We start from the raw sequence: 20,135 nt of genomic DNA, 5'->3' as shown, positions 1-20,135 counted from the left end.
ATCCCGCCGCTCATTACGGCAGATCAATCACCATGACCAGTATATTCTCATCAGCCTTCAGCTCCAGCTGCGCTATGTCCTCGATTCTTGCCGAATCACCCGGCTTCAGCACATCATCCCCGTTCAGGGTAAGCTGCCCTTCAACCAGATATACAAAGCTGCGCCGCCCCGGCTCCTGCCGGAAATCCAGTTGCCCTCCCGCCTCGGCCTTCCCGAGATAAATGGTCATGTCCTGGGCTATACCGACAATTTCGTCAGAGGCTTCGGAGGCTACTACCGGAAGCAGCCTTCCTTCAAGCTTGGCCGGATCGAAGCGTCCGGTTGCATAAGAGGGAGCCGTCCCCCGGGCCTTGGGCATGAACCATAGCTGAAGCAGGCGGACCGGCTCACTGTCCGAAGGGTTATGCTCCGTATGAATCGCGCCGGTCCCTGCCGACATCCGCTGGATGCCGCCGAAGGACGTCTGCGCGACATTGCCGAGGTTGTCCTCATGACGAAGCACGCCGGACAGCACAATCGAGACAATCTCCATGTCACTGTGCGGATGGGCGCCGAAGCCTTTTCCCGGAGCGATCGTATCATCGTTACAGACGCGCATCGGCCCAAAGGCCGTATTGTCCGGATCATAGAAATCCCCGAAGGAGAATACATGACTGCCCTTCAGCCAGCCGTGATCGAACTGGTGCGCAGACGCAGCAGGATAGATTGTAATCAATGGAACCGCCTCCTGAGGTTTATTATGAAGTGGTCGATATCTGCAGTTCAGAAACGATGAACCATTTCTTGGACGCAGCATCCTTAAAATACACCTGGATCATGTAGTTCCCTTTGTCGGTAACCTTATAATTATACGCTGCCGATTTGAACCAGAAGCTGTCCTTCTTCTCTGTAATCGGCTGGTTATCCACAACATCCGTCTTGCCTGCCGGGTCTGTAATGGTGATTTTCAGATCGGAGATATCTGTTTTGAGATCATCCACCTGCACCAGGGCAGAGAAGGTATTGCTGGTGTCCATTCTGACTTTGCCGAAAATCTTGCCCGACTCATCCAGCAGCACCGTATTCACATTAGGCTTGTAGATCTTGACCGTCCCTGCTGAGTCGTCCACCGATACAATCGCCTGCATATTCTCGGAAAGCTGTTCCACAGGCACATAGACCCCGCCATCCGAGGATAGTGCAGACTGCTTAAGCAGCATATTATTTACATAGAATGAGAGATCTGTTTTGCCGGCAGCAGCATACAGCAGGCCTCCTCCCGAGACCATCATCAGGCACATTGTTGAAATCGCCAGCTTGCGCATCTTCCCCATTATTCCCGTCCCCCTCTATAATGTCCTATGCTGTTTATACCCTTCAGGCGGCAAGGAGTTGCTGTGAATTGTAAAATAAAACCGGCTGTACTTTTTTCCTGAGGAAAAGGCACAGCCGGTCACGGGACAACCTTCTTACTCCGGGCACACCCGGAAGCAGCAATTACAGCTTGGCGATCGTCTCGGTAAGAACCGGTACAATCTGAGATTTACGGGACACTACACCCTTCAGCACAGCCTTGTTATCATCCAGCTTCACATTGTAAGCCTGCTCCACAGCGCCGGCTACGCGTCCCAGGGCGAGGCCCACAGAATCGTTGTTCAGGATGTCGGTAACCACGAACAGGAACAGATCCAGTCCCTTGTCATCAATAATCGCGGTAAGCGCCGCTTCCAGCTCCGGCTGCTTGGACAGGACATCATTCACATCCACAGCGTTAACCTGGGCAATCTCCACCTTATATTCACCCATTTTGAATTCCTTGGCATCCAGAGAGATCAGTTGGGCAATGCTCTTGTCGCTCAGGTCTGCACCGGCTTTGAGCATGTCCAGGCCATAGCTCTCGGCATCCACTCCGGCAATGACGGCCAGCTCACGCGCAGCAGCCACATCCTGCTCCGTGCAGGTCGGCGATTTGAACAGCAAGGAATCGGAAATGATAGCGGACAGCATCAGACCGGCGATGTTCTTGGGAATGGCCACGCCATTCTCTTTGTACAGCTTGTTCAGAATGGTAGCCGTACAGCCGACTGGCTCAGCCCGGTAATATAGCGGATAAGCAGTCTCGAAGTTCGCAATCCGGTGATGATCAATCACCTCAACCACACGGACCTGATCGATATCATTCGCACTTTGCTGGCGTTCATTATGGTCAACCAGAATCACTTGTTCAGCTTCTGCAGCAACGTTCTCCACCAGACGCGGCGCTTCTACCCCGAAGTGATCGAGGGCGAACTGAGTCTCTCCGCTGATGTCTCCAAGCCGGACCGGCTCAGCATCCCAGCCCAGTTCCTTCTTCAGTGCCGCATAAGCAATGGCCGAGCAGATCGTATCTGTATCCGGGTTTTTGTGACCAAAGATCAAAGTTTTTGTCATTTCCAATCTCCTTACTATGTTTTTGTGAGAATAATATACCATACATTGATAGAAACCTGCCAGAGACCCGTAAATATCCGGCCTGGGTTAACTCTTGGTATGCTCCTGCACTGCCTCTACAGGTTGACCCCGCTTCGTCTTCGGCAGCGCCTCAGGCGCATTCTCCCCGTATAAAGGCTCGTTATCCGAGAACAGATCCGGGTTCTCTCTGAGCATATCACTCAAGATACGCGTAGTCTCTACAGTGCCGCAGAGCATAACCGCCGCATCGCCGAAGCTGCCCCTGCGCAGCGCCCCGCCGTCCTCCAGCACGGATTCCACCTTCCAGAAATGCTGCGACCAGGACAGTCCGCAGTGTCTGCGCGAAGGCACCGCGATCTCCCTGCCTTCAGGCGTCACGGTACAGAGCGCCTCATGCCCGTCCGTCATCCGGCCGGGAATATCCACCCACTCTTCAATGCCGTGAATGAATGTATTTCTCCGCAGATCCACACCAAGCAGCATAATCTCCGCTTCCCGGTCCAGCAGCTTGCCATAGACCGAACCGCGTGCACAGGGCGTATCCCAGCGCTCATCTCCGGCCGTGAACACCGCCGCATCCCTGCCTAGCGCCGCCACCGAATGCGTAGGATGCCAGGAACGGATCACGCCCGGCCGCTTGCGGAACAGCTCCGGCAGAATCCCTACGCAGGCGGGCGACTCCAGCACAGAGAAGCGCGGATTCTGCCCGTCGATATAAGACCAGGTATGCGTGGGCAGGACCAGCAGTCCCTCCTTCATATATTCAGAGAGAACATCCAGTACGGTATCCGCTCCCCCTTCCACTTCACCGATGCTTTTGAGCGAGGAATGGACCAGCAGTGTCCCCTGCGGATCGATCCCCATCCTCTCCAGTTGCTTCATCAGACTTGATCTGGTGTGCATGATTAACCCCGCTTTCCTGAATAATAAATACCATCCTTGAAATACACCTTGCAAAATTACTCATTTACTATTAAAATTATAGTAACTTAATATTAATAAGTAATTTGCGGCTTTTATATAACCAACAACCTAAATTTCAGGAGGTATTCCCATGAGTTTAACATTAAAAGGACTTCACCATGTATCTGCCATTACCGCAAAAGCACCGGAAAACTACAAATTCTATACAGAAGTGCTCGGACTCCGCTTGATTAAGAAGACCGTCAACCAGGATGATGTATCTGTCTATCACCTGTTCTACGGGGATGAGACCGGGAATCCCGGCACGGAGCTTACCTTCTTCGAGCTGCCTAACGCAGGGCGTAACCGCGACGGCAACAACAGCATCTCCGCACTCTCCCTGCGTGTTCCCGGGGATGATGCCCTGCTCTTCTGGACACAGCGCTTCACGGTGTTCGGTGTAGAGCATGAGGAAATCACCGAGCGCGGCGGCCGGAAGACGCTGGCCTTCACCGACCATGAGGGCCAGCGCCTCATCCTCGTCTCAGATGAGCATAACGAGGGCATGCCCGGCGGCAAGCCGTGGGCCAAGAGCCCGGTTCCTGCCGAGTATGCCATTGTCGGACTGGGACCGGCACATCTGACCGTCGAGACCGCTGAGCATACGGCCCTGATTCTGGAGGACCTGCTCGGCTTCCGCCGCGCAGGCAGTTATCCTTCTCCGGTAGCGGGCCAGCCGGATATCCTCGTGTTCGAGACCGGTGAAGGCGGCTCCGGTACGGAGATCCATCTGGAGGAGCGCAGCGATCTTCCGCAGGAGCGCCTGGGACGGGGCGGCGTGCATCATGTAGCCTTCCGTGTCGATAACGAAGAGGAGCTGAAGCAGTGGATTGAACGCATCCGCAGCGTACAGCTCCCGAACTCGGGCTTTGTGGACCGCTTCTACTTCCGCTCCCTGTACTTCCGCGAGCCGAACGGTATTCTGTTCGAGCTGGCAACGGACGGACCGGGCTTCGCCACAGATGAGGAAGTCGAGCATCTGGGCGAGGCGCTGGCCCTGCCGCCGTTCCTGGAAGCAAAGCGCGAACAGATTGAGGCCCACCTGAAGCCGCTGGACACCCGCCCGCAAGTCTAACGTTATTGACTTAGTGAATTAGTTCAGCTGAATTGCACATGAAGAAACTCCGGCTGACTTACAAGCCGGAGTTTCTTTTTAGGTTAGCCAAGCCTGCATAGCAGCTTAACTGTACTGGCTCAGATCAGCTCTCCGACCAGGTGATCGTGAAGAGGTTGAAGCCGGGCCGGGCCGTGGAAGCTTTGCCTGTAATGGATACAGGACTTGTCCCGCCGAGTCTGCCCGAAATTTTTACATTGCTGGCGGATACCGACTCCGAGGCATTATCCAGATTTTTAATCCGCGCATATTCACTGTACACGAAGCCCATGATCTCCAGTGTCTCCTGCGTGGAATACGTGAACGCCACCTTCTTCTGGCCGTTAGCATCCGTATCCAGAGTAATCGCAATTAGGGCGTCCTGGGGAATCGGAAAATCCTTAGGCAGATTAACCGGTCTGGCCGTTCCCTCCACTACTGGAGCAGGAGTTGTATTCCCCCCGCCGGTAGAGGTTCCCGGTGCAGGAGTCGGAGCAGGAATATTTGCGCTGCCTTCTCCAATTCTCACTTTATAGTTGACCGAGTCATAATTGATAGGCACCTTCAGCACCGTGGCGATCGATTGGACCGGCAGGTAGGTGAGACCTTCATAGGTAATTGGAGTCAGGGTTTTGCCGTTGCCGTCTTTCATCCAAAAAGGATTACCATCCACCACAATACCCAGGCTATGGTTCAGATAAGCCTTAATCTGCTGCAGCTTGGTGCCCGCATACACTCCTGCCGAGCCTGTTACCGTCATGCCGGTGACCACCGCGGCAATCAGCCATTTTTTTTTCATAATATCCTCTCCCGTATGTTGTTGTTAAAATAGTAGAAACTTTGCGTCCCTATATATTTAACACGGAAGCGAAACTTTCAACCTGCCTGCCGCCGTTTATTCCGCTTACGCGCGGTTCACGATCTCCACCAGCTCGTCCAGACTGCGGATTTCATAGGTAGGAAGGTTCTCAGGATCACCGGACTTGCCCAGCGGATTGAACCAGCATGTATCGATGCCATAGTTGTTCCCGCCCCGGATATCCGAGGTCAGGGAGTCTCCGACGATTAGCACCTTGCGTCTATCGGACAGCTTAAGCTTAGCAAAAGCATAATCAAAAATCCCCGTCTCCGGCTTCTGGTAGCCCGTCTCCTCCGATACAATCACCGCCTCGAATACCTCGCTGAGCGGGGAACCCTTAATCCGGGCATGCTGCACATCGCTGATTCCGTTCGTAATCACTGCCAGCCGGCACCCGGTAAGCTCACCGCAGAGCTCGGCAGCCCCCTGAATCAGGAAGGTACCCTCCCCGAGAAAGCGCAGGTACGCTTCACTGAATTCCTCCGGCTTGAAGGTGAGCTGACGGGCGGCAAACAGGCGGTTGAACCGTTCCACCCGCAGGGCGGCAGAGGTGATTAAGCCTTGCTCGAAATCCTTCCATAAGGCATGGTTAATCTCCTGGTAGCTGGCTGCATACTCCTGCGCGCCTGTCGGCAGCCCGAAGTGGGCAAAGGCATGGCTCAAGGCGTGGCTCTCGGCCATTCCATAATCGAACAGTGTATCATCAGCATCAAATAGGATACATTCGTATTTCATCTTTTCCTCCATCTCGCTTATGTAGTTCGACAACATACATCCTTCTGCGATATAATTTGGGATAGGCCTTAAAAAAATCAACGGGGTGATTGTCATTTTATACGGTTTAGCTTTTCTCGTGTCATTTTTTATCGTTTATCTGCTGATTCCTCCTCTGGGCAGGCTCGCTTTCCGGCTGGATTTCGTGGACAGGCCGAGGGAAGATGTTGAACGCAAAATCCATAGGGAACCCATCCCGCTAACGGCAAGCTATGCCATATTCGTAGGTTTTTTCATTACATATCTGCTCTTCGCACGTGAATTCACCCTGGAGACGCTCGCCCTGTTCATTGGCGGTGTGCTTCTGCTGACTATAGGAACCATCGATGACTGGTACAAAACCAAAGGCAAGGATTTCCCGGCCCTGCCCAAATTCATCGTACAGATTGCCGCCGCCGTTCTGGTGTTCTTTTCCGGCAATGCGTTTACCGGCTTCATTAATCCGTTCTCAGGTGATTATATCTCACTGCCGTTCATTTTGCAGTTCCTGCTGACGATCATCTGGATCTTCGGCGTCACTACGGTCATTAATTTCTCGGACGGCATGGACGGTCTGGCCGGCGGACTTACAGCGATCTCAGCAGTAACCCTGTTCGTAGTCGCACTTACGATGGGCCAATCCACTTCAGCCTTCATGGCAGTTTCGCTGATCGGGGTTACCCTGGCGTACTTGCGCTTCAACAGGGCTCCGGCCAAAATCTTCATGGGCGATGCCGGCGCCACCTTCCTCGGCTTCATTCTGGCAGTGATTGCGCTGGACGGCGCCTTCAAGCAGGCAACGGTGTTGTCGTTGTTCATTCCGATTCTCGCGCTGGGCGTACCGATCTTCGACAATATTTTTGTCGTCATCCGGCGCTTCCTGAAGGGACAAGCCATCTATCAGGCGGACGCCACTCAGGTTCATTACCGTCTGCTCAAGGCTGGTCTGAACCAGAGACAAGTGGTCGGCGTGCTCTATCTGGCCAGCATTTGCCTCTCCCTGTCGTCCATTATCCTGCTGCTGATCCAGACGTAGGCAGGCTGCTATTGCTATTATGAAAAGGGCTGCTCCCAAAGGTCATGAAATGGCTGATGGGGCAGCCTTTTTAGTTTGGGTGGACGCTGAGTGAACGGAATTGGTTACTTGGGAGAACCTTTTACTTGGAGTAGGATCATCGTAGGCGCTTTGGGTGGACACTCCGCGAACGGACCGTTGTTACACATGAAACGGTTACTTGGGCGTTTACTTGTGAGCAGGATCAGCGTAGACGCTTGGGTGGACGCTCCACGAACGGACCGTTGTTACAATCGCTGTTGTCTCCAGATTTTATTTATTTCCCTAATCGGTAAAAATCCGGAGACAAAGGCGAACGCTATCGCTTTTCCGCGGGTCGTTCCGTCCTCTCCGCTGTTTAAGCGGTATACGAAATAAAGACCCTGCCTACGCAAGCTCGCGCCTTGGCGCCTGCCCAATGTGTTCGGTTTTTCGCCTATATTTGGTCCACGCGCCTCCGTACTGCCCAATGTGTTCGGTTTTTTGCCTACATTTGGACCGGGCGCCTCCGTACTGCCCAATGTGGTCGGTTTTTCGCCTATATTTGGTCCACGTGTCTCCGTACTGCCCAATGTGGTCGGTTTTTCGCCTATATCTGGTCCACGCGCCTCCGTCACGCCCAATGTGGTCGGTTTTTCGCCTATATCTGGTCCACGCGCCTCCGTCACGCCCAATGTGGTCGGTTTTTCGCCTATATCTGGTCCACGCGCCTCCGTACTGCCCAATGTGGTCGGTTTTTCGCCTATATCTGGTCCACGCGCCTCCGTACTGCCCAGTGTATTCGGTTTTTGGCATACATTGGGCCGCGCACCCCCATCCGTCCCTATTTTGTGTTCGGTTTTTAACATACATCGAGCCCACGTACCCATATGCCGGGCTTCTCCGGCCTTAAGGCTCCTGCTCCTCCGTAAAGTCACGCAGCTGCGAGTAGATTCCGATGATCTCTGGCATCGGCATGCGGACCAGGCCGCTGGAGGAAGGGGCGACGAACTCGCGGACTCCGTCCACCACCGGAGCAATGCCTTCCTGGAAGCCCCATGAGGCTGTAGTTCTGCGGCTGAATTCTGTGTACACGCCCTTGCCGACAAAGCAGGCAATCTCCGGGCGGTATTCCTCCAGCTTGGCCCGCAGGAGTTCACGGCCCCTGGCGTACTCCTCCCGGGTGATATCTTCAGCGCCTACGGTGGGGCGGGCAACGATGTTGGTGAAGCCGTATCCCAGCTTCAGCAGTTCCCCGTCCTGGGAGGCCTCGTATAACCGCGGCGTCAGCCCGGACTTATGCAGTATGCGCCAGAAGTTATTGCGCGGATTGGCATAATGATGACCCAGCTCGCCGGAGCGGATGCTGGGGTTGAACCCGATGAAGACAATCTGGAGTCCATGATCCAGATGATCCCGTACCTCTTCCATAAGGCTTCCCTCCTTAGCTGTCGTAGCTGGCAGGTCCATTTGAACCCTTACTTGCTATAATATAAGCATAACCCAAGCAGGCAGGTTAAGACACTCAGACGCTCTTGCTACCGCTATCCGAATAATAGATTTTGCAACGGAAGCAGCTGTAACCTCTTCTGCCGTCATGGATGCGGCAGAGCAAAGCCCCCGCACAGGAAATATTTCCGTGAGCGGGGGCCTTAAATCTGACTAGGATTAACATAGTATGACAATGACCTAAGGAAGAAGGGCCTTAAGCGCCGGTGCCACATCTTGCTCATGCAGCGAAATGTAATTAACTGTCCCGCCCTTATACTCGATCTTCACTACATATCTGCCCTCTTCGCGGGTGAAATCGCGCCGGTGCTCCAGAATACTATCAATCAGAGTCTTATCTGTAACCACCGCTGACCGCTTCTCGCTGCGGGCCAACTCCAGACGGGTGTCAGGATCGTAAATCAAACCCTGAGGGATTGCACTCTGGTGTATATCCCGGAACATTTCTGCGGACAAAACATCTGCTGCGGTAAGCTTGATTTTACCGGCATAGCCCTTCTGTTCCAGCCAAGCGGTCATCTCCTTGAAGGAAGGAAGCCATTCATACGTATAGAATAGCTGATAATCGGTCGAATCCGGCTTGTAGACCAAATTGATGGATGCTCTCGCCCGTTGATCAGAGACCTCATCTTCATAGGACATATTAAGAATTTCCCGTTTCAGAATTTCGTTGAACTCCTGTACATCCTGCGGGTCAGAAATACTTATGACCTTGTTCAAATTGCTTAGCCTGAAGCTCTCTACGTTCTCGTCCATCCGGGACAGAAGATACCGGTCACGTTTGTATTCCGCATGCTCCATGACCGCCTTCAGCTCCGGCTCAAAGCCCGCTGCCGGAATAATGTAGGTCCGCATCAGCTTCCGCCCGCTCTCCAGCCGGTAAGCAAACGTGAAACGCTTGCTCTCGCGATAATCATACCGACGGGTATTATGCTGCTGGTCCGGCTTCGAAGCTACGACAGCATGATGCAAGGCGGTTACAGCCTCGATGTATTTCCGGTCTGCGGAGAATATCTCATCCTCCCGTTCTTCCCGGGTAGTGATTCCTTGCGGATTCCGGGTTAATTCCCCGTAATTCCCTCCGGCAAATACTTCGGTTACTTTATCATTTCGCGGAACCCGGTTCTCATAACCCGTTAATTCGGACACGGGAACATAGAGCAGCAGGCCCAGCAGTACACCGTACACCACGAATTCCAGCGGCATTCTGCGGTTCAGAATATGCCAGGTTTTGCGGAGAATCATTTCAACTACGATATAGCCGATCACCCCTCCGGCAATGGCGCTGCCGATAATCCAGCCGGGCTGCTGCCTGATGCTACCGAAGTAGCTGCTCGCCAGCAGCATGCTGCAGAGCATTACACCGCCTTTGAATAGCGGATTGAAGTAGGTGAAGGCCATCGCCTGAGTGGCTTTTTCGCTGTGGCGCTTACGGTACAGCACGAATGACAATACCATGAACACAGCAGACAAGAGGATATAGCTCCATATCTCTTTATTACTAAGAGGCTCATAGGAGATATTCATAATACGCAGTAACGGCGCCCAGTTTATCAGGGTCCCCCACAAGCTAGACCCTTCCGGATACCCGTACAGATATCTGTTCAAGTGCATGTCGGTAAATTGCAGCAGTGCTGCTGGAAGAATTAACAGAATGAAGACCACTATTCCCTGCAGAATGGTCTGTCCTGTGCAAATACCTACAAAGATAGTAAAGACATACAGAAACAGCGTCAGCACACTGATAACCAGGCACCACTCCCAGACATCCGCGCCTTGATAGATATACATATTGCCGTCCAGCGGGCGGACGATAGCTGTAACCGCAGCCGTAAGCCAGACCGGCACAAGCAGCAGGATCAATCCGCTTACCGTATGGGAAGCCAGCAGGTGCGAGCGGCGCAGCGGGAGGCTGTGCCACAGATCCGAAGGCATTTTGGACTGCAGATAACGGAACAGGAACAATCCGGCCACAACCGGAAAAGCGATAAGGAACGGTGCGATATCCGCACCACCGATATTGAACAGATTGTCTACTGTATTTGGCTCCGCAAGCGGATTGCTCTCCATGAACATCTCCAGCGGGAGAACAAACAACAAGAGCAATGTATATAAAATTCCAATCCAGCCATGCTGGCGCAGGTTCTGGCGGATAATGCTGCTGTTAAAGAATAATCGGCTGCGCGTCATAACCGGCATCCCCCATTTCATAAATAAAGATTTCCTCCAGCGTCAGCGGCAGCAGATCAAATACATAAGGCTCGTAGACATGAAAAGCCTGGCTGATCCGCTCCCGGTCCCCTTTTACAATATACAGGCTGACACTTCCCCGCTGCTCCCGGTGGAGAATCTGCAGCTTGGCATCCAGTGCGGCCGCATGGCGTTCGTCGCGGAAAGCCACCTGAATCTTATGCGTGTCCGCCTTCAGATCATCCAGATCCTTCTCGACCAGCATCCGTCCCTCATGCATAATGCCGACATGGTCGCATAAATCCTCAATCTCCCGCAGGTTATGCGAGGAGATCAGCACCGTCAGCTCCCGCTCGGCGACCTCCTGGAACAGGAGATTCTTGATCTGCCGGCGCATCACCGGGTCCAGCCCGTCGATGGGCTCGTCCATGATCAGCACATCCGGCTTGCAGCTGAGGGCCAGCCAGACAGCAGCCTGGCGTTGCATCCCCTTGGAGAAACGGCTGAGCTTGCGCCGGGTGTCGAGCCGGAACATCGTCCCAAGCTCCTCGTACCTTTTCTGGCTCCAGCCCGGATATATAGAGCGGTAGAATGCCGCCATACTCTTAATGGTTGCCTGCGCGAAGAAATACGGACTATCCGGCATGAAGATCATTCTGCGCTTCACCTCCGGCGACTCATACACCGGCTGCCCGGCGAGCTTGACACTCCCCGCCTCAGGACGATAAATACCGGCGAGCGTCTTCAGCAGCGTTGTTTTGCCCGCCCCATTCGATCCCAGCAATCCGTAAATAGCGCCTTTATGTACAGTCAGCGAGATGTTATCAACAGCCTTTTCCTCCTGAAAAATCTTGCTGACTCCGCGAATCTCAATCATGGCTGTTCTCCTCTCTTCTCTTATCCAGCGCCTGGCGGTACAGCGCACTCATTTCACTTTCCGTAAAACCAAGGTATACCGCCTCTGCCATCAGACGCAGCAGCTCTTCCTTCAGCTCCGCCCGTTTGCTCTCATTCTGCCCCTGCTGCAGCGGGGCCACGAAGTTGCCCTTGCCCTGCTGTGAATAGATGTACCCTTCCCGCTCCAGCTCCCTGTAAGCCTTCTGGATCGTATTCGGGTTCACTGTGAGCTGCGAGGATAAAGTCCTCACCGAGGGCAGCTGTTCATCCGCCCGCAGAATACCATGCATAATCATCTCTTTGACCTTGTCGGTGAGCTGCTCATAGATCGGCTTGCGGCTGCGCACATCCAGTTCGAACATGACAGTCCTCCTTTCTTCGGATCTATGATCCGGCTGTTCAACTGTGTTAACTGTACTACTATTATTAATACAGTTGAGGATTAATGTCAATCATTAACTTTTACTTTGTCTATAAAAGACGCACTTAAGATTAGAATTCAAAGCCTGGTCGTCGCTGCGGTGAACATTTGGACTTCCGGCCGCTGTTGTATTTCGATTTCTTGATCGAACCGCTCTTCGCGGTAGAAATCCAAACTAAGCCTATGCTTCCGATGCGAGCTTTCCTGTGGAAAGCTTTCAGGCGGACGCTACCGCTCCTCCAGTTCCAAATTCTCCCCCCGCTTCTTTTTGCTTTTTGTTATTCTTTAGTGTGTCTTATAGAGTTTCAGCATGTCACGCAAATAACCCCCACCCTGCCTGTTGGACAGTTGGGGGTTATGATTGCTTAGTGGGACTATTCTATTGAACATGGACACTGCTGCTCCGCCGCTGTCTGCGTTCATCGCTGAACAGGGCAGCGCCTATACCCGGGAGCAGCAGGTAGCCTGCGAACTTATAGGTCTGACTGAACGCATCCACAGCCGCCTGCTGTTGTCTTATTACCCCGGCCCCCGCCTCTGTGCCTGCGGAATTCGCCGCGCTCAGCTCCCGGGTTGTATTGTGCTGGAGCACAGTGACGATGATGGCCACACCGAGCACACTTCCCAGCGCCTTCGCCATATTCGTCACCCCCGAGGCGATGCCGACCTTGTCTTCAGGAACAACCCGGATCGCCGATGACATCACAGGAGCCATTGAGAGCCCCACGCCGAAGCCGGTCAGTGCAAGCCGTAGCATCACCGCACCCAGCGTAGAATCAGCCTCAAGCCCGCTCATGGAATAGGTGGCAGCGCCAATCATCACCATTCCCGCTACGGCGAACAGACTGCTGCCATATTTCGCAGACAGCGGCCCGGATACAGCCGAGCTGGCGATGGAGCCTAAGGCCATGGTTGAGAGGACAAGCCCTGCCTTCAGCTCCGATACCCCCATCACCCGGGTCAGGTAAAAGGAGGTCAGCAGCGAAATATTCATCAGCGCCGCCCCCAGCACGATCATCGATACCGAGTTACTGTTGAAGGCTCTGATCTTCAGCAGGGACAGAGGCAGCATCGGTTCTTTCCCCTTATACTGCGTAAGAAAAAAGATCACCAGAAAGAGCAGCCCCACAGCCGTCAGACCCAGGAACGGGCGCGAGCTCCAGCCGTAATCCTGCACTTTAATCAGAGCATATGTAATGCAGAACATCCCTACCGTTATCCCCAGGATTCCGCCGTAATCTATGGATCGCCCTGCTGAATCATCCCGTGATTCCTGAATGAATATAGCGGTCAGCCCTATGCTCAGCAGCCCAAGCGGTACGTTCACAAAAAAAATCCACTCCCAGCTCAGCTTCTGTGTCAATATTCCGCCAAGCGCCGGACCGCTTGCAGCAGCCACTCCCGAGACGGCCCCCCATATGCCTATAATCAGTCCGTGCATTTCTTTGGGAAAGGTGGTGGTGCTCAGCGGAATCGTAACCGGCACAATAACGGCTCCCGCCAAGCCTTGAATAACCCTGAACAGAATCAGCATGCCAAGGGAAGTGGAGAGTCCGGCCAGCAGGGAACTCAGTGTGAACAGCCCCACGCCAATGAGAAACACCTTCTTCCGTCCGAATTGGTCGGCCAGACGCGAGGCAGTCAGGATGAACACGGCAAATGCCAGGTTATAGCCGTTCATCACCCAGGATACCTGCGACACACTTCCCCCGAACTGGCGGGTCATCTCCGGCAGGGCAATATTAATAATGGTCGTATCCAGCAGCGCCATGAAAAAGCCCAGCACAATCGCCGTAAAGGATAAAGCTCTGCGCATTCCAATCCCCATCTTGATCATCTCCTGAAATATGAAATAAAGTTCATATTTCAGATTATATGAACCAAAGTTCATATTTGTCAATTAAAAAAATGAACTTTGGTTCAACTTTTATTGACAGCACAAAACCGCTCCACTAAAATCTGTACTATGAGGGGGATCTTACGATATGGGTGGAACAGAGGACAAAATTAGAACTCCGCAGCAGGAGCGCAGTATACGAACCAAGGAAGCCATTATCCGGGCCGCGATGAAGCTATTCTCGGACAAGGGCTTCTATCAGACGAATACCAAGGAGATTGCAGCCGCCGCCGGGGTCTCGACCGGGAGCTTCTACTCCTATTTCGTGGATAAAAGAGCCGTATTCATTGAGGTGCTCCACATGTACGGGGATGAGCTGCTCGCCAGAATCGATGATTCAATGTCAGAAATTAATTTCAATACGATTGAACGTACGGACCTGATCCTGCATCTGATAGACACGCTTCTGCTCTCGCATAAGGCTTTTATCGGATACCATAAGGATCTAAGCATTATGTATCACAGCGATGAGGCCATCAAACAGTTGATGGATGCCCAGTACGAGACCGGCCGACTCAAAACGCTTACCTATCTCCAGATGGGGCAAGACGAGCTGAAGACCGGGGATACGGAGGCAGCTTCGATCATTGTGTTTGAGTCTGTGAGCGCTATTGTCGACTTCATCTCCTTCTCCCCCCAGCGGATCACCGTGGACCGGCTGAAGTCAGAGCTGGTTCATATGCTGGTGCAATATCTGTACAAGTAGACAGAACCAGTGATTTCTCTATACCTCTGCACGCCAAATAACCCCACAACATATAGATTCTCGCCAAAAAAAGAGCAAGCCCGCAGGTTACCCTGCAGCTTGCTCTTCTCTATTAACCCTTACGGATCAGCGTTTATCCTTCCAGAAATTGAGCGGCTCCATATCCTTCGTAATGAGCTTGAAGGTATAACCATCCTTCTTCAGCTTCTCCAGAATACGCGGCAGCACCTTGAGTGTAGCCTTCTGGTCATGCATCAGAATGACCGGATTGGTCTTGGACGCCTTCAGCTTGTTCACCTGATCCATCACGGTGTTATAGATTCTGTCGCTGTTCTGTTTGTATTTCCAGTCATAGGAATCCACGTTCCAGTCCCAGAGATGATATCCCTGCGTCAGGACTTTATCCCTGAAGGACTTGGTGAAATACGGCTTGCTTCCGTATGGCGTACGGATCAAGGTGGTGCTGGCTCCCGTCAGCTTCTTCAGTGTCGCATTGGCCCCCGACATCTCGGCAAGCGCCGCTGCCGGTGAAGCATAGAACTTCTCCTGGCGGTGGGTCACGCCATGCAGCGCTAAGCCATGGCCTTCTTTCGCAGTCCGCTTCACCTGGGCGGGATGCTGATTCATGTTGTTCCCCAGCATGAAGAAGGTTGCCTGTACGTCATATTTACGGAGGATGTCCAGCAGGTCGCCAGTCGTGGCTGACGGGCCATCGTCGAAGGTCAGGTATACGGTCCGGCCCGGCTTGCCCGGCTCAGTTGGTGTAACCGGAGTCGCTGGATTCGTTGGAGCTACCGGAGCCTCCGGCTTCAGCTCGGCAGCATATTTATCGGTGAAGGCTGCATCGGTAAGCTGCGCCGAGCCGTCCTTCACACGAAGTAAATATTTATCTCCCGCATAGGAAATGCTATACCCGAGGTAACCGCTGAGCTTCAGCGGAGCCATGAGTTTGCCGTCCTGTACGAAAGTGCTCATAGGCACGGCAGTCCCATCCTTCAGTACCGCACCTCCGTCCTTGCTCAGCAGGGTAAGCGAACCTGTCCCGCCGGCTACGTGAATCCCGTCCGTCAGGCCGGTAAGGGTCCATTTCAGCTCATCCGCAAGCGCGCGCAGCGGTACATAATAGGTGCCTTTTACGGATACAGCTTCAACCTTGCTTAATTTATCGTTGACTCCGAGTTTAAGAATAGTGCTATTACCTTTAGCGTTAGCCGGGACCTGCACAAGCCCCATAATTAGGAATAAAGACATGAATAAGAGCAGAATTTTCTTGATGCGCACAGCAGCAGTCTCCAATCTATGTATATTTGTCTATCACTTTATCATATATACTTTCAACGTAATTTGAGAGATTGTAACCGCAAGCTAAGAAATTGTTACTCTTATGCAATGATAAATGAGGGTTCGCCATTATTTTCAGAAAGCACGCAATTCTCGTCGAATGCTGTCACAGCAGGCGTTACACGGTTAAATCAGCGGTTTTTGGCACAGAATAATTGTGACAAATTTAATAACAATATCGGAATTTTGAACAAAAATTGAACAACCTTAAAATTAGCTAAAGTGCGCCACTACAGTGATCTTTATCATACCCTTAGGGAGTTGTAACAATTTGATCACACATATTTAACTTGTTCGCCATTTTTAAGGTCTATTTTATATATTTATACAAAATATGTATTTTGCATTATGGGTAAGTAGTTCTTACTATAGATACAGATCAATGTACTTCCGTTAATGAACGGCGAATGAAAAGTAGTATTGAAGGAAGGAGTTCTATATGAAAAAAAAGGGACCGTTATACGCTCTGTTTCTAAGCCTGATCCTTCTCCTGCCGGGATGCAGCTCGATCGCTGTTCTGAACCCGAAGGGGCCGTCTGCCAGAACGTTATCTGACACCATTATCCTCTCAATTATTGTAATGCTTGGTGTTCTGGCAGTTGTCTACATCCTATACATCTTTGTATTGGTGAAATACCGTGCGAAGAAGAGTAATGAGGGTTACATTCCAAAGCACGAGGAAGGCAATGTAGTCCTTGAGGCGATCTGGATTATTATCCCGATCATTATCGTAGCCTTCCTGTCTGTTGTAACCGTCAAGACGACAAACGAAGTGGAGAATGTGGCTGCGGATTATAAAGATCAGACTCCGCTGGTCATCTATGCTTCCTCCTCCAACTGGAAATGGCATTTCAGCTACCCTGAGGAAGGGATCGAGACGGTGAACTACGTGAATATGCCGGTGCATCGTGCGGTAGAATTCAGAATGTACTCATTCGGCACCATTACCAGTCTTTGGATTCCACAGCTTGCCGGTCAAAAGTACGCCATGAGCGACATGCTGACAACGCTTCATCTCTCCGCTGATACGGAAGGCTCTTATATCGGAAAGAATGCTAACTTCAGCGGTAAAGGCTTCGCCCACATGGAATTCGAAGCACTTGTTCTGAGTAACAAAGGTTACGAGGACTGGGTGAAGGAAGTGAAGGAAACTGCACCTAAGCTGACGGAGGAAGAATTCAAAGGCCTGCTGGCCACGGATTACCTCGGACGCAAAACGTATTCCTCCACCCATCTGGAGTTCAGCCCTCCTCCGGGAAATCACGGAGATCATATGAGCGGCGGCGGCAAGGAAATGGATATGGACAACGGCAATCCGGAGCATCAGGATAACAAGGAAATTCATCCGTCTCCCGAGCCGTCCAGCGGAACGGAATTCGACAGCAAGCCTGATCCGGAAGTCGATCAGCCGCTGCCAAGCTCCCCTGTCGATGAAAGCACACATGAAGGACACTAGCTCTCTGAAGAGCTTAATGCAACACACTGAAAGGAGCTACCCTAATGGATTTGGACAAATTTAAGGTTCACGGCGAACCCTTGATATACGGGGCCATGATCAGTATTGCACTGGCAACCATCGGGATTCTCGTAGGGCTTACCTATTTCAAGAAATGGGGCTATCTGTGGCGCGAATGGCTGACCACGGTTGACCACAAAAAAATCGGGATCATGTACATCCTCGCGGCGCTGCTGATGCTGTTCCGCGGCGGTGTAGATGCGATGATGATGCGTCTGCAGACGGCTGCGCCGGAAATGAAATTCCTCGATGCGCAGCATTACAATGAGGTCTTCACCACCCATGGTCTGATCATGATTCTCTTCATGGCCATGCCTTTTATCATCGGTCTGATGAACGTAATCATTCCGCTGCAGATCGGCGCACGGGACGTTGCCTTCCCGCGGCTGAACGCGGTCAGCTTCTGGCTCTTCTTCATGGGCGCCATGCTGCTGAACATTTCCTTCGTCATCGGCGGCTCGCCGGATGCGGGCTGGTCAGCCTACTTCCCGCTGGCGAGTCTTGAATTCAGCCCGACCGTAGGGAACAACTATTACTCTCTGGCCCTGCAAATATCCGGTATCGGTACGCTGATCACCGGGGTTAACTTTATCGTAACGATTCTCAAAATGCGCGCACCAGGCATGACGCTGATGAAGATGCCGATGTTCACCTGGTCCGTACTTATCACCAACGTTATCATTGTCTTCGCCTTCCCGGTTCTTACCGTAGCGCTGGCGATGATGATGTTCGACCGCCTCTTCGGCTCCCAGTTCTTCACGATGGCCAACGGCGGGATGGATATGCTCTGGGCCAACCTGTTCTGGGTCTGGGGACATCCGGAGGTCTATATCGTTATTCTTCCGGCCTTCGGTATTTATAGTGAGATTATCGCCACCTTCTCGAAGAAGAACCTGTACGGCTATACCTCCATGGTATTCAGCATGCTGATCATCTCGCTCCTGTCCTTCCTTGTATGGGCGCACCATTTCTATACAATGGGTCAAGGTGCCATGGTCAACAGCTTCTTCTCAATCACAACGATGGCCATAGCAGTACCTACCGGGGTCAAAATATTCAACTGGCTATTCACCCTGCGAAAGGGCAGGATTACCTTCACGACCCCGATGCTGTACACACTGGCCTTTATCCCGATCTTCACGATCGGCGGGGTAACGGGCGTCATGCTGGCAATGGCCAGCGCCGATTACCAGTATCACAACACGATGTTCCTGGTGGCGCATTTCCACTACGTGCTGATTCCGGGTGCCGTGTTCGCCGTCATCGCCGGCTTCCACTATTGGTTCCCGAAAGTGTTCGGCTTCCGCCTGAACGAACGGCTGGGCAAGCATGCCTTCTGGTGGATCATCATTTCCTTTAACGTAACCTTCTTCCCAATGTTCTTCCTGGGACTGATGGGAATGACACGCCGTCTGTATACTTATTCTAAGGAATCAGGCTTTGGTCCGCTCAATATGCTGAGCTTCGTCGGGGCCGTCGGACTCGCGATCGGCTTCGTGATCCTGGTCTACAATATTTACTGGAGTACCCGTTACATGCCGAGAGATACAACCAACGATCCTTGGGATGGCCGGACGCTCGAATGGGCTACACACAGCCCGATCCCGCTCTACAACTTTGCGATTGTGCCTAAGGTTGAGACGCGCGATGCTCTATGGTCTGCGAAGCACGATAATATTCCGCTGTACACAGAGACCAAATACACCAAGATTCATATGCCTAGCAACACCGGCAAGCCGTTCATATTGGGTGTAGTCTTCTTCTTCCTCGGCTTCTTCCTGGTCTTCAGCATGTGGATTCCGGCGATTGTCTCGGGGATTGGAATCCTGGTTGTGCTGGCCTTCATGTCCTTCGATAAGGACCAGGGCTACTACATTCCTGTAGAAGAGATTGCAGCTACAGAAAAGAAACTGATGCGGGGTGAGACTGTATGAAAATAGATGCGTCCAAGCCGCTCGAATATTCAACGGAAGAGAACAGTAACAAGATCTTCGGCTTCTGGGTCTTTCTCGGAGCCGAGATCCCTCTCTTCGCTACGCTGTTCACTGTATATTTCGTAATGGTTAACCGCTATGCCAGCGGACCAAGCGGCAGCGAGCTGTTCGAGATCGGCCCGGTGCTGATGGAGACCTTCCTCCTGCTGTCGAGCTCCTTCACCATCGGTCTGGCTGTCCATGCCATGCGGCACGGCTACAAGAAAGCCATGATGGTCTTCATGGCGATTACGCTGGTGATGGGTCTGGCTTTTGTCGGTATTGAAATCGACGAGTTCTTCACTTATGTACATGAAGGAGCTACGCTGCAGACCAGCGGCTTCCTCTCCAGTCTGTTCATACTACTGGGAACGCATGGTCTTCACGTCAGCTTCGGTCTGCTGTGGGGAATTGGCATTATGATTCAGCTGTGGAAGCGCGGCATTACTCCCGCTACCGCCAACAAAACGTTCATCTTCTCCTTGTTCTGGCACTTCTTAGACGTGGTCTGGATCTTTATCTTCAGCTTCGTCTACCTGAAAGGACTGATGTGA

At 52.4% G+C, this 20,135-nt stretch carries 18 protein-coding genes; 6 read left to right on the top strand and 12 right to left on the bottom strand.

Features of this window, described 5'->3' with window-relative positions; genetic code table 11:
* Nucleotides 1–13: 13 nt before the first annotated feature.
* The 4 genes from NST26_RS04220 to NST26_RS04205 all read right to left on the bottom strand — a co-directional run bounded on the left by NST26_RS04220 (nt 14) and on the right by NST26_RS04205 (nt 3,333).
* Nucleotides 14–715 (bottom strand): pirin family protein, encoded by a 702-nt coding sequence (locus NST26_RS04220; RefSeq protein ID WP_340955803.1) that lies wholly within the window; start codon nt 713–715, stop codon nt 14–16.
* A 22-nt stretch (nt 716–737) separates the two neighbouring features.
* Nucleotides 738–1,313 carry a hypothetical protein gene (locus NST26_RS04215; RefSeq protein ID WP_036723452.1) on the bottom strand — a complete coding sequence of 192 codons (576 nt, stop codon included), beginning with the start codon at nt 1,311–1,313 and terminating at the stop codon, nt 738–740.
* A 163-nt stretch (nt 1,314–1,476) separates the two neighbouring features.
* A complete protein-coding gene (locus NST26_RS04210) occupies nt 1,477–2,409 on the bottom strand; it encodes a manganese-dependent inorganic pyrophosphatase (RefSeq protein WP_036723453.1) in 933 nt (310 codons plus the stop codon).
* An 87-nt stretch (nt 2,410–2,496) separates the two neighbouring features.
* Nucleotides 2,497–3,333 carry an AAC(3) family N-acetyltransferase gene (locus NST26_RS04205; RefSeq protein WP_083684953.1) on the bottom strand — a complete coding sequence of 279 codons (837 nt, stop codon included), beginning with the start codon at nt 3,331–3,333 and terminating at the stop codon, nt 2,497–2,499.
* A 151-nt stretch (nt 3,334–3,484) separates the two neighbouring features.
* On the opposite strand from NST26_RS04205, the gene NST26_RS04200 reads away from it, so the two are divergent.
* Nucleotides 3,485–4,468 (top strand): ring-cleaving dioxygenase, encoded by a 984-nt coding sequence (locus tag NST26_RS04200; RefSeq protein ID WP_340955808.1) that lies wholly within the window; start codon nt 3,485–3,487, stop codon nt 4,466–4,468.
* 124 nt (nt 4,469–4,592) lie between these two features.
* On the opposite strand, the gene NST26_RS04195 is transcribed toward NST26_RS04200, so the two are convergent.
* Nucleotides 4,593–5,285 carry a hypothetical protein gene (locus NST26_RS04195; RefSeq protein ID WP_076078959.1) on the bottom strand — a complete coding sequence of 231 codons (693 nt, stop codon included), beginning with the start codon at nt 5,283–5,285 and terminating at the stop codon, nt 4,593–4,595.
* Between the two features lie 105 nt (nt 5,286–5,390).
* On the bottom strand, nt 5,391–6,080 hold the full coding sequence (locus NST26_RS04190) for a YjjG family noncanonical pyrimidine nucleotidase (protein ID WP_340955810.1): 690 nt from the start codon (nt 6,078–6,080) through the stop codon (nt 5,391–5,393).
* 94 nt (nt 6,081–6,174) lie between these two features.
* Here NST26_RS04190 and NST26_RS04185 point away from each other — a divergent pair, with 94 nt between their 5' ends.
* On the top strand, nt 6,175–7,134 hold the full coding sequence (locus NST26_RS04185; RefSeq protein ID WP_445323362.1) for an MraY family glycosyltransferase: 960 nt from the start codon (nt 6,175–6,177) through the stop codon (nt 7,132–7,134).
* A gap of 906 nt (nt 7,135–8,040) precedes the next feature.
* Here the strand turns inward: NST26_RS04185 and NST26_RS04180 are convergent.
* The 5 genes from NST26_RS04180 to NST26_RS04160 all read right to left on the bottom strand — a co-directional run bounded on the left by NST26_RS04180 (nt 8,041) and on the right by NST26_RS04160 (nt 13,976).
* Nucleotides 8,041–8,562, bottom strand: a complete 522-nt coding sequence (locus tag NST26_RS04180; RefSeq protein ID WP_339253844.1) for a mismatch-specific DNA-glycosylase — start codon at nt 8,560–8,562, stop codon at nt 8,041–8,043.
* Between the two features lie 258 nt (nt 8,563–8,820).
* Nucleotides 8,821–10,851 carry a YrzE family protein gene (locus NST26_RS04175; protein ID WP_340955814.1) on the bottom strand — a complete coding sequence of 677 codons (2,031 nt, stop codon included), beginning with the start codon at nt 10,849–10,851 and terminating at the stop codon, nt 8,821–8,823.
* Nucleotides 10,805–11,707, bottom strand: coding sequence for an ABC transporter ATP-binding protein (locus NST26_RS04170; protein WP_036731456.1), 903 nt, complete (start codon nt 11,705–11,707; stop codon nt 10,805–10,807). Before NST26_RS04170 ends, NST26_RS04175 begins: the two co-directional genes overlap by 47 nt.
* Nucleotides 11,700–12,089: a GntR family transcriptional regulator gene (locus tag NST26_RS04165; protein WP_209877193.1), complete on the bottom strand. Its 390-nt coding sequence runs from the start codon at nt 12,087–12,089 to the stop codon at nt 11,700–11,702. Before NST26_RS04165 ends, NST26_RS04170 begins: the two co-directional genes overlap by 8 nt.
* Nucleotides 12,090–12,527: 438 nt before the next feature.
* Entirely contained in the window at nt 12,528–13,976 is a 1,449-nt protein-coding gene (locus tag NST26_RS04160) for an MFS transporter (protein ID WP_235192053.1), read from the bottom strand.
* Between the two features lie 157 nt (nt 13,977–14,133).
* On the opposite strand from NST26_RS04160, the gene NST26_RS04155 reads away from it, so the two are divergent.
* The gene (locus NST26_RS04155) at nt 14,134–14,751 is read left to right on the top strand and encodes a TetR/AcrR family transcriptional regulator (RefSeq protein ID WP_036731451.1); all 618 of its coding nucleotides are present in this window, start codon (nt 14,134–14,136) and stop codon (nt 14,749–14,751) included.
* A 126-nt stretch (nt 14,752–14,877) separates the two neighbouring features.
* On the opposite strand, the gene NST26_RS04150 is transcribed toward NST26_RS04155, so the two are convergent.
* Complete coding sequence (locus NST26_RS04150) at nt 14,878–16,032, bottom strand: polysaccharide deacetylase family protein (RefSeq protein WP_340955820.1); 1,155 nt, start codon at nt 16,030–16,032, stop codon at nt 14,878–14,880.
* 499 nt (nt 16,033–16,531) lie between these two features.
* On the opposite strand from NST26_RS04150, the gene qoxA reads away from it, so the two are divergent.
* From qoxA to qoxC, 3 genes are read left to right on the top strand one after another with little or no spacing between them, the layout of a single operon-like run.
* The gene (gene qoxA / locus NST26_RS04145) at nt 16,532–17,548 is read left to right on the top strand and encodes a cytochrome aa3 quinol oxidase subunit II (protein WP_076078945.1); all 1,017 of its coding nucleotides are present in this window, start codon (nt 16,532–16,534) and stop codon (nt 17,546–17,548) included.
* A 44-nt stretch (nt 17,549–17,592) separates the two neighbouring features.
* Complete coding sequence (gene qoxB, locus NST26_RS04140; protein WP_036731445.1) at nt 17,593–19,542, top strand: cytochrome aa3 quinol oxidase subunit I; 1,950 nt, start codon at nt 17,593–17,595, stop codon at nt 19,540–19,542.
* A complete protein-coding gene (qoxC, locus tag NST26_RS04135; protein WP_036693560.1) occupies nt 19,539–20,135 on the top strand; it encodes a cytochrome aa3 quinol oxidase subunit III in 597 nt (198 codons plus the stop codon). Before qoxB ends, qoxC begins: the two co-directional genes overlap by 4 nt.

This window comes from Paenibacillus sp. FSL R7-0128 (genome assembly GCF_038002245.1).
GTDB classification, from domain to species: Bacteria; Bacillota; Bacilli; order Paenibacillales; family Paenibacillaceae; genus Paenibacillus_AQ; species Paenibacillus_AQ silagei.
Note: the sequence above shows the minus strand (reverse complement) of the source record. Positions and strands in the feature narration are given on the sequence as shown.